The organism is Reyranella sp. (genome assembly GCF_044224635.1).
Taxonomy (GTDB): Bacteria; Pseudomonadota; Alphaproteobacteria; order Reyranellales; family Reyranellaceae; genus Reyranella.
Map to the genome: position 1 here is coordinate 186,011 of NZ_JBGAKA010000009.1, position 14,208 is coordinate 200,218.

Genomic DNA, 14,208 nt, shown 5'->3' on the forward strand with positions numbered 1-14,208 from the left:
TGAACCATGTTCGTCTCCGACATTCTTTCGCAGAAGGGCACGACCATCTTCACGGTCGTCCCGGCGACCTCGGTCGCTGAAATTGCCCAGCAGCTCAGTGCGCGGCGGATCGGTTCGGTCCTGGTGCTCGACGTCGCGGGCTCGGTGGCCGGCATCGTCTCCGAGCGCGACCTCGTTCGCGCCCTGGCCCGTCACGGCGCCAAGGCCCTGGAGCTCGAGGCGCGCCAGGTGATGACGCGCGATGTCGTCACCTGCGACCCCGATGATTCCATCGACAGCGTCATGCAGACCATGACGGAGGGGCGTTTCCGCCACATCCCGGTGGTTCGTCGCGGCGAGTTGCTGGGTCTGGTGTCGATCGGTGACGTCGTCAAGGCGCGCCTGGAAGAGACCCGGCACGAGACCGAGGCGCTCAAGGCCTACATCGTCGCCGGCTGAGCTCGATCAGGGCGTCGGTGAGCGCATTGGCAGCCCTCTCCGCGGTGGCGAAGTGGCGCTGCTGGCCGGCTTGTGCCTGACCTTCCCTTCGTCGACGCGCCGCACGGAACGCTTCGTGCCCGTCGACGAAGCTGCCTTGGTCTGGAGCATCGAACTCCGCTAGGGTCGCGCGCACCCTGGACGGAGTTGGCATGTCTCTTCCCCTGCACGGCAAGGTCGCGCTGGTCACCGGCGCCGGCAAGAATATCGGGCGCGCGATCGCGCTCACGCTGGCGCGCGACGGCGCCACCATCCTGGTCAATGGCCGGGTTGACAAGGCAGCGGTCGACGGCGTGGTCGGCGAGATCAAGGCAGCGGGCGGCAACGCCATCGCGGCGATGGGCGACGTCTCCGATCCTGCCGTGGCGCCGCGGCTGGCGGCAGAGGCGGAAAAGCAGTTGGGCGGCATCGACATCCTGGTGAGCAATGCCGGGCTGCGCCGGCAGACCTCGTTCCTCGACATGTCGTTCGAGGAATGGCGCGAGATCCTGTCGGTGGCGCTCGACGGTGCCTTCCTGCTTGGCAAGGCCTTCGTGCCGCAGATGGTGGCCAAGGGCCAGGGCGGCGCCTTCGTGGCGATGTCGGGCATCTCGACCCACGTCGGTACGCCCAACCGCTGCCATGTCTCGGCCTCCAAGTCGGGTCTCGAGGGGCTGATGCGGGCGCTCGCGGTCGAGCTGGCACCGCACCGCATCACCTGCAACGCCCTGTCGCCCGGCGCCATCGACACGACGCGCGCTGCCTCGGCCGGACCGATGCCGGCCAACCGGATCAATCGGCCGATCCCGCTCAAGCGCTTCGGCACGGTCGACGAGATCGCCGCCATGGTCCGCCTGCTGGTCGGGCCGGAAGGCACTTTCATCACCGGCCAGACCATCCACGTGAACGGCGGCGAGTTCCTGACGTGAGGAACCTGATCACCGACGTGCCGGGCGTGCTGGTCGGCAATGCCCAGGATCGGCGCGCCGCGACGGGCGTCACGGTGGCGATGTTCGAGCGCAGCGTCGCCGCCGGCGTGATCACCCTGGGTGGTGCGCCGGGGTCGCGTGCCGTCACCCTGCTCGAGCCGGAGATGGGAGGGTTGGTGGACGCCATCGTGCTCTCCGGCGGCTCGATCTACGGGCTCGATGCCGCCGGAGGCGTCACCGCGGTGCTGCGCGCCCAGGGCAAGGGCGCGCAGTTCGGCGGCATCGCCATTCCGGTCGCCGTGCAGGCGATCCTGTTCGATCTCCGCAACGGCGGCGAGAAGGGTTGGCTGGCGGGGCCGCAGCCGCGGCAGCCGCCCTATTGGGATCTCGGCCGCGACGCCGCGCTCGCCGCGGCGGAGTCGTTCGAGCTGGGCAGCGCCGGGGCCGGTCTCGGAGCCACGACAGCCACCGTGAAAGGCGGGCTCGGCTCGGCCAGCGCGCGCACGCGCCAGGGATTCACCATCGGCGCCCTCGTGGCAGTCAACGCCGTCGGCGCGGCGACCTTCGGCAGTGGGGGCCACTTCTGGGCGGCACCGTATGAGCGGGACGGCGAGTTTGGCGGGCGCGGCTGGCCGAGCACGTTTCCGGCCGAGGCTCTCGCCCTCACCATGAAAGGTCAGCCCCTGCCGGCCACCGCAACGACGATCGGCATGGTGGCGACCGACGCGCAGCTCACCAAGGCCGAGTGCAAGCGGCTCGCCATCATGGCCAATGACGGGTTGTCGAAGGCGCTGCGCCCGGTCCATGCGCCCAACGATGGCGATACGGTGTTCGCCGCCGCCACGGGTGCCGCTGGGCCGGGCGGCGATCCGCCGGTGCTGACCGAGCTCGGGACAGTGGCGGCCGACTGCCTGGCGCGCGCCGTGGCGCGGGGCGTGTATGAAGCGACCGCCTTGCCGTACAAGGATGCCTTGCCGGACTGGAAGGCGCGTTTCGGAGGCGTGCGCGCATGACGGGATATCTGGTGGTGTTCGTGGGCGCGGGGGTCGGTGGCTCGATCCGCCACTTCATGAACATCTGGGTGGCGCACCTGCTCGGCACGCATTTCCCCTACCATACCTTCGTCATCAACATCCTGGGCTCGCTGGTCATGGGCCTGGTCGCCGGCTGGTTCATCCATCGCGGCGATCCCGAGGGCCACATGCGCCTGTTTCTGGCGACCGGCATCCTCGGCGGCTTCACCACCTTCTCGGCTTTCTCGCTCGATGCCGTGCTGCTGTGGGAGCGCCATGCGCACCTGATGGCGGCGCTTTATGTCGGCGGCTCGGTGGCGCTGGCGATCGCCGGCCTGCTGGTCGGGCTCTGGATCATGAGGACGGCGCTGGCGTGAGCCGGCGCGCCTTCGACGTCATCGTCGCCGGCGCCGGCGCCGCCGGGCTGATGTGCGCCTTGCGCGCCGGCCAGCGCGGTCGCTCGGTTCTGCTGCTCGACCATGCCGACAAGGTCGGCAAGAAGATCCTGATCTCCGGCGGCGGCCGCTGCAACTTCACCAACCTGCACTGCCGGCCCGAGTCTTTTCTGTCGGCCAATCCGCATTTCTGCAAGTCGGCGCTGGCGCGCTACACGCAGCACGATTTCATCGCCCTGGTCGACAAGCATCGCATCGCCTGGCACGAGAAGACGCTCGGCCAGCTGTTCTGCGACGGCTCGGCGCGGCAGATCGTGGCCATGCTGCTGGCCGAATGCGCGGCCGCCGGCGTCGATGTGCGACCGGCCCATCGGATCACGTCGATCGGCAAGTCCGACCGGTTCACGGTCGATACTGATCAGGAGGATTTCGCCGCGTCCGCCCTGGTGCTGGCCACCGGCGGCCTGTCGATTCCCAAGATGGGCGCAACCGGTTTCAGCCATGCCATGGCACGCCGCTTCGGGCTCGCCGTCACCGAGACGCGGCCCGCCCTGGTGCCGCTCACCCTGCCGGTGCCTGAGATCAGCGGCGTGTCGCTCGACGTGATGGCGAGCCTCGGCAAGGCGCGCTTCCGCGAGGCCATGCTGTTCACGCATCGCGGCCTGTCGGGCCCGGCGATCCTGCAGATCTCCACCTACTGGCGCCCGGGGCAGGAGATTACCATCGACCTGCTGCCCGATCTCGATGCCGCCGCCTTCCTGAAGAAGCGCAAGCGGACAAGGCCCAAGGCCGAGCTGCGCACGGTGCTTGGGGAAATCCTGCCGGCGCGCCTCGCCCAGACCCTTGCCGGCGAGGGCACGATGGCCAATCTGCCCGACCGCGATCTCGCAGCCCTCGCAGGCCGGCTCAAGGCCTGGACGATCGCGCCCAACGGGACCGAAGGCTATGCCAAGGCCGAGGTGACGGCAGGCGGCGTCGACACGGCCGAGCTCTCCTCGCAATCCCTGGAAGCGAAGAAGGTCCCGGGCCTTCATGTGATCGGCGAGGCCGTAGACGTCACTGGCTGGCTGGGCGGCTACAATTTCCAATGGGCGTGGTCGTCCGGCTGGGTCGCCGGGGAAGCCGTTTGATCCGGCTCGATTTGTAGAGCGGAGAAGCGATGCCAACACCTCATCGTCCTCCCGCGGCGCCGCCAGCACTCGACGACGGATGGGAGGTTGCTTCGCCTGCCGAGGTCGATCTCGACGCGGCGCAGCTCTCTCGTCTCGACGCCTTTCTCAGGCAGTGGCCCAGGCACAATGTTCACGCCGTCGTCATCGCGCGGCGCGGCAAGCTTGTGTTCGAGCGCTATTTCCGCGGCCGCGAGCGACGCTGGATGGCGTGGTCCGGGACGGTGCAATTCTCGCCGACCACGAAGCACGACATAAGGTCCATCTCGAAGAGCGTGATTTCACTGCTGGTCGGCATGGCGGTGAGCGAGGGCAAGTTTCCGCCACTCGACTCGTCGGTGATCGATTACTTCCCGGACCATGTCGATCTCAGCACGCCCGCGAAGGGCCGAATCACCTTCCGGCACCTTCTCACCATGTCGCATGGGCTGCGCTGGGAGGAGCGCGTCGCCTGGACGAGCCGGGCCAACAACGAGCGCCTGCTGTTTGAAGCGAAAGATCCCTGCCGCTACGTGCTGGCGCAGCCGATGGCCTTGCCGCCCGGCGCGGCGTTCAACTACTGCGGTGGCGCCACGACGCTGTTGGCGGCGGCGCTGGTCAAGGCGGTCGGCAGGAGTCTCGAGACCTATGCCAGCGAGTCGCTGTTTGGGTCGCTCGGCATTACCGACACCGAGTGGCTGGGCTTTGCCGGCAGCGCATTGGTCGCGGCGTTCGGCGGCTTGCGGCTGCGACCGCGCGACCTCGCCAAGCTCGGCCAGCTGGTTGCCGATGAGGGGCGCTGGAAGGGCAGGCAAATCCTGCCCGCCCAATGGATTGCCGAGTCGACGTGTCCGCACCTCGATGCCGAAGGGTTTCAGGCGCTATACTACGGCTACCACTGGTGGCTCGGTCGTTCCTTGTTGAACGGTCGTGAACTGACGTGGACGGCGGGCTTCGGCAGCGGCGGCCAGCGTCTCTTCATCGTTCCCCTGCTCGATCTCGTCGTCGCTGTCAACGCGTTCAACTACCGGCACCACATCCCGGCAGCGATTCTCAATCGGTTCGTCCTGCCTGCCGTCATGGACCATCCCTCTCAGCCGCGTGACGCGTCTGGCAATTGACGAAGGATCGGTCGCCAACGCTCGGGGTGACAGGCGAGAGCTGATCGGGTCAACCCCATCTTCCTCGTTCCGAGAGGGAACTCTGCTGGCCCCCTTTGTCCTTGCGCCGCCCCGGCACTAGGATTGTGGGCCAGGACGGGAGGGAGACTCAAGGGGATGCGCCAACCTTGGCTCGGAGCGTTGGTTGTGTTGCTGTCGGCCTGTAGCACGGCGCCGCTCGCGCCGGTCGAGGCGGACAAGCAGGGCAAGGCGTTCCAGGCGCTGCCGCAGCAGGCCGCGCTGTACATCTACCGCGAATCGATCTTCGGTGCGGCGACCTCCGTCTCCGTCGAGCTTGGACGGCAGCCCCTGGGCCGTTTGACGGCGGACACCTGGATGCGCCTCGACCTCGATCCCGCCCAGTACGCCGTGCGCTGCACGACGATGGAGAATTCCGATACGGCCGTCGTCGACCTGGCGGCTGGGCAAGTCCGCTTCCTCGAGGTGGCGATGCGAGTCGGCTGGACCTGGCCGCGCTGCGCCGTCGTCGAAGCCGACGCCAGCGAAGGGCGGAGCGCCGTGCTCTCGGGGCGTCGCGCGGCGGCCCCGGAGATCGCGACACCGTCGAAGTCGCCGGACAGTCCGCTGCTCCTGATCTATCGCGACGACCAGAGCAACGAGCGGCGCATCAACCTCGTCATCCGCTACGAAGCCCTGCTGGGCCGCAGTCGCGTAGTCCCCTTCACCATCGAGAACATGAACCAGGCGAAGGCGTGCAGCGGCAGCTTCACCGCAGACGACGCGCGCGCCGGCCGCTTCACCTTGTCCTGCGGCTTCCTCGAGGGCAGCGGCACCTACCGGGTAGGGCCGGGCGATCGCAGCGACCAGTTCGTGGCGCGCGGCCAGAACCCGAAGGGGCAGCCGATCGTGCTGGTGATCGGGAACCCGACGGGGGCACCGGGAAGGCTGTAGGCCGCAAGCCGGCGTCGGCACCTCCACCGACGGAAGGATCATGCGCTGGGAGCGCGCCGCTCCTGTGGCGCTCTTCCTCTACGTGGCGAGAAGATGATGTGCCACGGAGTGGCGCATTTCTTGTCGTCCTGAGCGCAGCGAAGGACCTCATCGCCGTCTGCTACGAGTGCGCGTTGAAACTTCTGGCGATGAGATCCTTCGCTGCGCTCAGGATGACATGAGAGACGCGCATTCGATCGATAGAGTCAAAGCTCGGAGCGGCGCGCTCCCGGCGCTGCTTCTTTGCCTGCTCAGTGCCCCAGGTAGCTCTTGCGCAGCTCGGGGTCCTGGGCGAGGTCGGCGGCTTGGCCCGAGAGCGTGATGCGGCCGTTCTCCAGCACGTAGGCGCGATGGGCGATCGCGAGCGACTGCACGACATTCTGCTCGACCAGCAGGATGGCGAGGCCATCGCCATTGAGGCGCCCGATCAGGGCGAACATCTCCTCGACCAGCAGAGGCGACAGGCCGAGCGACGGCTCGTCGAGGATCAGGAGCCGCGGCTCGCTCATCAGGCCGCGGCCGATCGCCAGCATCTGCTGCTCGCCGCCTGACAGCGTGCCGGCGGCCTGCGCCAGTCGCTCGTCGAGCCGCGGGAAGATCGCGAGCACGCGCTCGAGGTTGCGCGCCCGCGCGGCGCGGCCGCGGCGGTAGCTGCCGAGCTCGAGATTGTCGCGCACCGAGAGATTGGGGAACACGCGGCGGCCCTCCGGCACCTGGATCAGGCCGGCGTCAACGATGCGCATCGACGGGCTGCCGGCGATGTCGCTTCCGTCGAAACGGATCGTCCCGCCGAACGGCCGGTAGAGGCCACAGATGGTGTTGTTCAGCGTCGACTTGCCGGCACCGTTGCTGCCCAGCAGGGCCACGATCTCGCCGGCGGCGACCGCGAGATCGATGCCGCGCAACACCTCGATGGCGCCATAGCCGGCGCGCAAGCCGGTCACCTCAAGCACGCATCACCTTGGCGGCGCCATGGCCGAGATAGGCCTCGATGACCTGCGGATCGTCGGCGATCGCCGCCGGCGTGCCCTCGGCGATCATGCGTCCCTGGTTCAGGACATAGACGCGCTCGGCGAGCGAGGTCACCGCCTGCATCACGTGCTCGATCAGCAGGATGGTGATGCCGGCGTCGCGGATGCCCTTGATGACGCCGACGATCTCGACGATCTCGGTCGGGTTGAGCCCGGCCATGACCTCGTCGAGCAGCAGCAGGCGCGGTCCGGTGGCGAGCGCGCGCGCGAGCTCGAGCCGCTTGCGGCCGGCGACGGTGAGATCGGCGCCGAGCTGGTCGAGCTGATCCGTCATGCCGACAGTTTCCGCTACCGCCTCGGCCTCGCGTGCCGCCAGCCGGCGGTCTGCCGTGTGCAGATAGGCGCCGACCATGATGTTCTGGCGCACGCTGATCTTGGCGAACGGCTGGGTGATCTGGAACGTGCGCACCATGCCGGCGGCGCAGATCCGGTGCGGCGCCAGGCCGGTGATGTCGCGGCCTTCGAATGCCACGTGGCCGCTGTCCGGGGCATGGAACCCGGCGATGGCGGCGAACAGCGTCGTCTTGCCGGCGCCGTTGGGACCGATCAGGCCGACGATCTCGCCCTGGCGCACGTCGAGCGATGCCTTGTCGACGGCTTTGAGGCCGCCGAACGACTTCGACAGCTCGCGCACCTCAAGCATGGCGCGGCCGGCGACGGAACAGGCCCATCAGCCCGTCGGGCAGGCGGGCGACGATCAGCACCAACATGACGCCGTAGACGACCAGGCTGAGCGGCTGGACGTTCTTCAGCGCCGGCACGACGCTGGCCAGGCTGCGCGTCGCCTCGTTGATGACGGTGAGGGCCACCGAGCCGATCAGGGGGCCGAAGATGGTGCCGGCGCCGCCCACCATGCTGACCAGCAGCATCTCGACCGACTTGTCGACGCCGAAGGCGATCGACGGATCGATGTAGAGGTATTTTTGCGCATAGAAGGTGCCGCCGGCCGCGCACATCGCGCCCGACAGGGTGAGCACCTTCACCTTCTCGGCGAAGACGTCGATGCCGAGCGCGCGGGCGGCATCCTCGTTCTCGCGGATCGCCACCAGGCGGGCGCCGAAGCGACTGCGTGCGATCTGCCAGGCGATCAGCAGCGAGATCACGCACAGCACCAGCGCGAGATAGTAGATCCAGATCGGGTCCTTGAACTGGAAATTGATCGGCCGCTGGTCGGCCTTGATCAGCATCCCGAGGCCGCCGCGCGTGAACGGCACCGAGTTGGCGAGGATGCGGAAGACCTCGGCGAAGGCGAGCGTGATCAGCGCGAAGTAGGAGCCGCGCAGGCCGGCGCGGAACGACAGCACGGCGATCATCCAGCCGACCGCGCCGCCGGCTGCCATGGCGATCGGCCAGGCGAGCCACGGGTTCCAGCCGTAGGTCACCTGCAGGATGGTCGAGGTGTAGGCGCCGACGCCGAAGAACACGACATGGCCGAACGAGGTCTGGCCGGCATAGCCGCCGGCGAGGTTCCAGGATTGGCCGAGAAAGGCGGTGAACAGCATCAGCATGCCGATGTTCACCAGGTAGTTCGGCACCAGCAGCGGATAGACCAGCGCCGCGGCGAGAGCTCCGAGGCAGAGCAGGGCGGCCCGGGTCATGCGCGGCTCCCGAACAGGCCGGTGGGCTTCAGCAACAGGATCAGGATGAAGATCAGCGAGATGCCGATCTGGCCCAGCTGCTCGCCCAGGAACAGGCCGCCCAGCGCCTCGGTGATGCCGATGATGAAACCGCCGACCGCGGCGCCGATGAAGCTCCCCATGCCGCCCAGCACCACGATGGTGAAGGCGACCAGCACGAAGGCATGCCCCGACGTCGGCGTCACGTAGTAGCTCGGCATCAAGAGGCAGGCGGCCGCGCCCAGGCAGGCGATGCCGATGCCGTAGGAGATGGCGAAGATGTTCTCGACGTCGATGCCGACCAGGCGGGCACCCTGGCGCTCCTTGGCGACGGCGCGGATCGCCTTGCCGGTGTCGCTCTTCGCCATGTAGAGGCCGAGCACGGCGCAGAGCAGCAGCGAGCCGGCGAACGACACGATCTTGGGCAGCGGCAGGAAGGCGGCGCCGATCTCGACGAAGCGTCCGGCATAGGGCACGTCGATGGTCTGCGTGTCGCCGCCGAAGAACAGCAGCGCGGCATTGTCGATCACGATCGACAGGCCGAGCGTGATCAGCAGGATGTTCTCGTCACGGCCATGGCTGAAGCGGCCGATGATGCCGCGATAGAGCAGGTAGCCGAAGCCGAAGGCGCCGGCGATCACGACCGGCAGGGCGACGTAGGGATCGATCCCCAGCAGCCGCCACAGCCAGAACACCGCGTACATGGCCAGCATCAGCAGGCTGCCATGGGCGAAGTTGATGATGTGCAGGACGCCGTAGATCAGGGTCAGCCCGACGGCGACCAGGACATAGACGCCGCCGGCCAACAGCCCGTTCAGCACGCCGGCAAAGATGATCTGGGGATCGAGCACGCTAGCAATCATTCCCCTCCCCAGCAAAGCTGGGGAGGTGTCGCCGTCTTACGGCGACGGAGGGGTCATGAGTCATGGCCCCGCTGCTTTTTGTGACTCATGACCCCTCCGCCCCGTATGACGGGGCACCTCCCCAGCGAAGCTGGGGAGGAGAAGAGCATGAGCGCCATGTCGGCGGAGGTTACTCCGCCTCAAGTGGCGCGCTCCCGGCGAAAAGCCATGACCTCACCCGAGCTTCGGCCGCGGGAACACCGCCTTGGCCGAGGTCACGTCTTCCGGCGCGATCACCTCGATATCGCCCTTGAGCGACTGCATCACCGCGGGCCGGGCGCCCTGGTTCTGGCCGTTGGCGAACTTGGTCGGGCCGTAGGGCATCAGCTCGGCCTTGAATTCCGAGGCGGCGAGCGCCGCGGTGAGCTTCTCCTTGTCGGCCGAGCCGGCCTTCTCCAGCGCATCGGCCAGGAGCATGACGTTGGTGTAGCTGAGATAGACCTCGAAGGTGAACAGCGCGCCGCCCGCCTCGACGCGCTTCTTCAGTGCATTGGCCTTGTCGGAGCGCGGATTGTACCAGTGGTTGACGTCCATCATGTATTGAGAGACGTCCGGCATCTCCTTGACGAACTTGTAGTTGAAGCCGCCGCCCAGGATGGAGAAGAAGCCGGCGACGTTGACCTTCTGCTGGAACAGCGTGCGCGCCAGCAGCATGTACTCGTTGCCGTAGTTCGACATCATGATGATGTCGGGCGCCATCGAGCGCAGCCGCAGGGCGATGTTGTCGAAGTTGCGCGTCGGGTTGTCGTGCGCGATCAGCTCCTTGGGCTCGATGCCGATCGACGGCAGCTTGCTGGCGAGCAGCTTGGCCGTGCCGGTGCCGAATTCGCCCGATTCGTGGACGATCGCTGCCGTCTTGGCCGGCCCGCCGGCCGCCTTGTTGAGCGCGCCCAGCGAGGCGATGCCCTGATCGACGCAGACGCCGAAGCCGGGCTTCAGCCGGAACACGTTCTTCAGCCCGCGATTGACGATCAGGTCGGAAGCGCCGACATCGATCAGGAACGGCGTGTTGTACTTCGCGGCAGCCTGGCTGGCGGCGATGCCGACCGGGCTCTGGAAGCAGCCGATATAGGCCGCCACGCCCTGCTCGTTCATCTTCTCGACTTCGCTGACGCCGACCTCGACCTTGGACTGGCTGTCGCCCAGCAGCGCGTCGAGCTTGGCGCCGCCCATGCCCTTGATGCCGCCGGCCTTGTTCACGTCCTCGACCGCCATGGTGGCGCCGAGCCGGCTCTGCTGGCCGTTGTAGGCGACGAAGCCGGTGACCGGATGGATCAGGCCGACCTTAACCGACGCCGGCTGCGCGCCGAGGATGGCGGGAAAGCCGAGACCGCTCGCAGCGACTGCCGTGCTGCCGGCGACGAATCCGCGACGCGAGAATGTCCGTGTGTTCGATTTCATGGTGAAGCCCCTTCTTGAATCCCCGACAGAGACGCTACGATAGAGCGTGCGGAGCGACAACTGCCAGCACGCGGAGTGTCCCATGCCGAAGATCCTGTCTGCCTCTCAGGTCGAGCAATACAAGCGCGATGGCTTTGCATTTCCCGTGCCGGTTCTCGATGCGAACGAGGTTCGCGCGCTGCGCGCCGATCTCGAGTACTGGGAGCGCCAGCAGGGCCATCCGCTCGACTACCCGGAGAAGAGCAAGTCGTACCTGCTGTATCGCTGGGCGGACATCCTCGTGCATCATCCCAAGGTGCTCGATGCCGTCGAGGACGTGGTCGGGCCCGACATCCTCGTCTACCACGCGACCATGTGGATCAAGGAACCGCACTCGCCGGCGCATGTGCGATGGCACCAGGATGGTGCCTACTTCTATCTCGATCCACTGGACCACGTGACCGCCTGGGTGGCGCTGTCCGAGGCCTCGGAATGCGCCGGCTGCATGCGGGTGATTCCCGGCACCAACCGCCTGCCCCTGATCGAGCACGACGACAAGCCGAGTGCGCACAACATGATCATGCGCGGGCAGGGCATCAGCGAGCGCTTCGACGGCGAGACCGGCGTGCCCATGCCGCTCCACGCCGGCGAGCTGTCGCTCCATCACACCTCGCTGGTCCACTGCTCACCGGGCAACGACAACGACGATCGCCGGATGGGTCTCGGCATCAGCTTCATCCCCGCGCACGTTCGGCCGCTCGGATCGGTGAAACCCTCGGCGCTGCTGGTGCGCGGCCAGGATCGTTACGGCCATTTCCTGCCCGAGCAGCGGCTCAAGACGCCGATGTCGCCGCAGGCCCAGGCCGCGCATGCCGAGGCCGTCCGCCTGTTCCGTTTGCGCCAGAACCAGGGTTTCAGCCAGGCGGCGGAGTGACGGGCTCGGGCACCCCTTGATGCGACAGGACACGCCCGCGCCCGCGGTGACCGTCGCGGACCTGTCCGGCACAGAGCCCTCGGCGTTCGCCGACGTCCCGCTGATCAGCCCGGGATTTGCTTACGGAGCGCCGTCGTTCACGACCCACGACGCCATGGTCGACTTCGTGACCGGCCTCGCCCGGGCATCTGCTCACGCGCAGCTGTCGAGCCTCGGCCGATCGCAGCTCGGCCGCGACATCCCGGTGCTCCATTTTACCCGTGAAGGCCTCGCCGACCCGGAGGCGATTGCGGCGCTCGAGCGCCCGGTGATCTGGCTGGTCGCCCAGCAGCACGGCAACGAGCATGCCGGCGGCGAGGCAATGCTGGTCCTGGCGGCGGCGCTGGCGACCGGCGAGCTGGCGCCGCTGCTGGAGCGGCTGAGCATCGTGATCGTGCCACGCATCAATCCGGACGGCGCCGCGGCCGACCAGCGCGTGCTGGCGAGCGGCAACGACCTCAACCGCGACCACCTGCTGCTGAGCCAGGACGAATCGCGGGCGCTGCATGCCGCGATGCAGCGCCTGCCGCCCGATGTAGTGTTCGATCACCACGAGTTCAGCGTCGCCCGCCGCTGGGTCGAGAAGTTCGGCGGCTCGCACTCGCTCGACGTCATGATCCTGGAAGCGACGCATCCCGGCGTGCCGCGCAGCCTCACCGACATCGCCCGGCGCCTCTACCGGCCGGTGCTCGAGGCGACGCTGGAGCGTCACGGCCTGTCGAGCCACGACTACGTCACCACCGCCGCCGACAAGAGTGACCTGCTGGTGTCGCTCGGCGGCAACGCACCAGGCATCGCGCGCAATGCCTTCGGCCTGCGCGGCAGCGTCTCCTACCTGATCGAGACGCGCGGCGTCGGGCTGGGGCTGCAGCGCTACCAGCAGCGCGTCGCCACGCACTATCTGCTGGCCAAGGCGCTGCTCGCCGCATCGGCCGACGAAGGACCTGCGCTGCGCAGCGCCGTCAGGATGGCGCGGCGTGCCGCATCAGCCGATCGCAGCCCGCTGGTGGTCGCTCACGAGCTCGCTCGCCGGCCGCTGGAATTGCCTCTGGTCGATCCGGAGAGCGGCGCGGCCCGGCCGACGCCCGTGACCCTGGCCGACAGCCGCCTGCTGGCGACCGTCGAGCAGCGCGCGCGACCGCACGGCTACCTGGTGCTGCGCAGTGGAGAGGCCGTTGCCGGGCTGCTGGCCCTGCTCCAGGTACGGACCGTCAGGCTCGCCGAGCCGGCACGCCTCGCCGTCGAAGCCTACGACGTCGAGCGCCTCGGCAGGCCCTCGCGCCGTGCCGGCGAATCGATCAATCCCGATCGGTCGCTGAACGTCACCCTGCGCGCAACGACGATCGACGCGCCGGCCGGCGCGCTCTTCGTGCCGATGGGCCAACCGGCCTGCGGCGTCGTCGCCGCGGCGCTCGAACCCGATTCCCCCGGCAGCTACCTCGGCACAGGCATCATCCCGATGAACGACGACGAGACGGAGGCGCCGCTGTATCGGGTGATGGACGATACGAGTTTCTGAGCTCTCCGGCCGAGCTATCGCCTAGGCTTGTGATCATTGCGCAATATTCTGCGGCATCGGGTTGACGGCACGAATCGTCGCTCCAAGGTGGGCGGCGGCGGAACGGCCGACCCTCGATGCCTGTCGGCCCACGGTCATTCCGTTTGGAAGGCCTCCGCACGACGCGATGCCCGAACGGAAACCCCAATCACGAGGAACGCGCGATGAAGATGAATTCTGCACAGATCGAGCAGACCTTGCGTCAACTGAACGCCGACGAACCCAACGCTCAAGCCATTCCAGCCGAGCATCCGGCGATAACCAGGCTCGAAGAGTTGTTCGGCGAGCATACCTACTTTCTCGACAGGAATGGCCTCAACATCGTGGAACCCGTCGAGCCGGAGAAAACCGACGGCGGCATGGGCGTGGTGGTGAACATCGCCCACTGGGCCGACGCGAGCGCCTCGAGCCTTCAACCCCACGAGCCCAAGTCCACGGACTTGGTCGTCGATCTCGCGGTCGATCGCCGCCACTGACGGGAATTGCTTTTCTGTCGTCCTGAGCGCAGCGAAGGATCTCATCGCCGACTGGTACGAGCGTACTCCGTTACCTCTGGCGATGAGATCCTTCGCTACGCTCAGGATGACAATAGAGAGGTGCGCCGTCGTTCAGCACACCGCGATCGGCTCACTCCATCATCGTGTCCATGTAATGCCGGGCGACCTCGCCGGGCGTGGCATGCCAGACATTGCCGAA

Annotated in this window: 15 protein-coding genes; 10 read left to right on the forward strand and 5 right to left on the reverse strand. The window is 67.6% G+C overall.

Annotation, left to right across the window (positions count from 1 at the left end):
* Positions 1-6 precede the first annotated feature (6 nt).
* The 7 genes from ACILR9_RS11450 to ACILR9_RS11480 all read left to right on the forward strand — a co-directional run bounded on the left by ACILR9_RS11450 (position 7) and on the right by ACILR9_RS11480 (position 6,013).
* Positions 7-438 (forward strand): CBS domain-containing protein, encoded by a 432-nt coding sequence (locus tag ACILR9_RS11450; protein WP_395710045.1) that lies wholly within the window; start codon positions 7-9, stop codon positions 436-438.
* Between the two features lie 191 nt (positions 439-629).
* On the forward strand, positions 630-1,385 hold the full coding sequence (locus ACILR9_RS11455) for an SDR family NAD(P)-dependent oxidoreductase (protein WP_395710046.1): 756 nt from the start codon (positions 630-632) through the stop codon (positions 1,383-1,385).
* Positions 1,382-2,398, forward strand: a complete 1,017-nt coding sequence (locus tag ACILR9_RS11460; RefSeq protein WP_395710047.1) for a P1 family peptidase — start codon at positions 1,382-1,384, stop codon at positions 2,396-2,398. Before ACILR9_RS11455 ends, ACILR9_RS11460 begins: the two co-directional genes overlap by 4 nt.
* A complete protein-coding gene (gene crcB / locus ACILR9_RS11465; protein WP_395710048.1) occupies positions 2,395-2,775 on the forward strand; it encodes a fluoride efflux transporter CrcB in 381 nt (126 codons plus the stop codon). Before ACILR9_RS11460 ends, crcB begins: the two co-directional genes overlap by 4 nt.
* A complete protein-coding gene (locus ACILR9_RS11470; RefSeq protein ID WP_395710067.1) occupies positions 2,748-3,923 on the forward strand; it encodes an NAD(P)/FAD-dependent oxidoreductase in 1,176 nt (391 codons plus the stop codon). The genes crcB and ACILR9_RS11470 overlap by 28 nt, the downstream gene beginning before the upstream one ends.
* A 29-nt stretch (positions 3,924-3,952) precedes the next feature.
* On the forward strand, positions 3,953-5,062 hold the full coding sequence (locus ACILR9_RS11475; RefSeq protein ID WP_395710049.1) for a serine hydrolase domain-containing protein: 1,110 nt from the start codon (positions 3,953-3,955) through the stop codon (positions 5,060-5,062).
* Positions 5,063-5,218: 156 nt separating this feature from the next.
* Positions 5,219-6,013, forward strand: coding sequence for a hypothetical protein (locus ACILR9_RS11480; RefSeq protein WP_395710050.1), 795 nt, complete (start codon positions 5,219-5,221; stop codon positions 6,011-6,013).
* Positions 6,014-6,303: 290 nt separating this feature from the next.
* Here the strand turns inward: ACILR9_RS11480 and ACILR9_RS11485 are convergent, their stop codons facing one another.
* The 5 genes from ACILR9_RS11485 to ACILR9_RS11505 all read right to left on the reverse strand — a co-directional run bounded on the left by ACILR9_RS11485 (position 6,304) and on the right by ACILR9_RS11505 (position 11,002).
* Complete coding sequence (locus ACILR9_RS11485) at positions 6,304-7,005, reverse strand: ABC transporter ATP-binding protein (protein ID WP_395710051.1); 702 nt, start codon at positions 7,003-7,005, stop codon at positions 6,304-6,306.
* Positions 6,998-7,726, reverse strand: a complete 729-nt coding sequence (locus ACILR9_RS11490) for an ABC transporter ATP-binding protein (RefSeq protein ID WP_395710052.1) — start codon at positions 7,724-7,726, stop codon at positions 6,998-7,000. The genes ACILR9_RS11485 and ACILR9_RS11490 overlap by 8 nt, the downstream gene beginning before the upstream one ends.
* Complete coding sequence (locus tag ACILR9_RS11495; protein WP_395710053.1) at positions 7,719-8,681, reverse strand: branched-chain amino acid ABC transporter permease; 963 nt, start codon at positions 8,679-8,681, stop codon at positions 7,719-7,721. Before ACILR9_RS11495 ends, ACILR9_RS11490 begins: the two co-directional genes overlap by 8 nt.
* Positions 8,678-9,562, reverse strand: a complete 885-nt coding sequence (locus tag ACILR9_RS11500; protein WP_395710054.1) for a branched-chain amino acid ABC transporter permease — start codon at positions 9,560-9,562, stop codon at positions 8,678-8,680. Before ACILR9_RS11500 ends, ACILR9_RS11495 begins: the two co-directional genes overlap by 4 nt.
* A gap of 213 nt (positions 9,563-9,775) precedes the next feature.
* A complete protein-coding gene (locus ACILR9_RS11505) occupies positions 9,776-11,002 on the reverse strand; it encodes an ABC transporter substrate-binding protein (RefSeq protein ID WP_395710055.1) in 1,227 nt (408 codons plus the stop codon).
* Positions 11,003-11,084: 82 nt separating this feature from the next.
* Between ACILR9_RS11505 and ACILR9_RS11510 the strand changes: the two genes are divergently transcribed.
* From ACILR9_RS11510 to ACILR9_RS11520, 3 genes are all read left to right on the forward strand, one after another.
* Positions 11,085-11,915 (forward strand): phytanoyl-CoA dioxygenase family protein, encoded by an 831-nt coding sequence (locus tag ACILR9_RS11510; RefSeq protein WP_395710056.1) that lies wholly within the window; start codon positions 11,085-11,087, stop codon positions 11,913-11,915.
* A 46-nt stretch (positions 11,916-11,961) separates the two neighbouring features.
* Positions 11,962-13,473, forward strand: a complete 1,512-nt coding sequence (locus ACILR9_RS11515; protein ID WP_395710057.1) for a M14 family zinc carboxypeptidase — start codon at positions 11,962-11,964, stop codon at positions 13,471-13,473.
* A 203-nt stretch (positions 13,474-13,676) separates the two neighbouring features.
* Positions 13,677-13,988 (forward strand): hypothetical protein, encoded by a 312-nt coding sequence (locus ACILR9_RS11520; RefSeq protein ID WP_395710058.1) that lies wholly within the window; start codon positions 13,677-13,679, stop codon positions 13,986-13,988.
* Positions 13,989-14,208 lie beyond the last annotated feature (220 nt).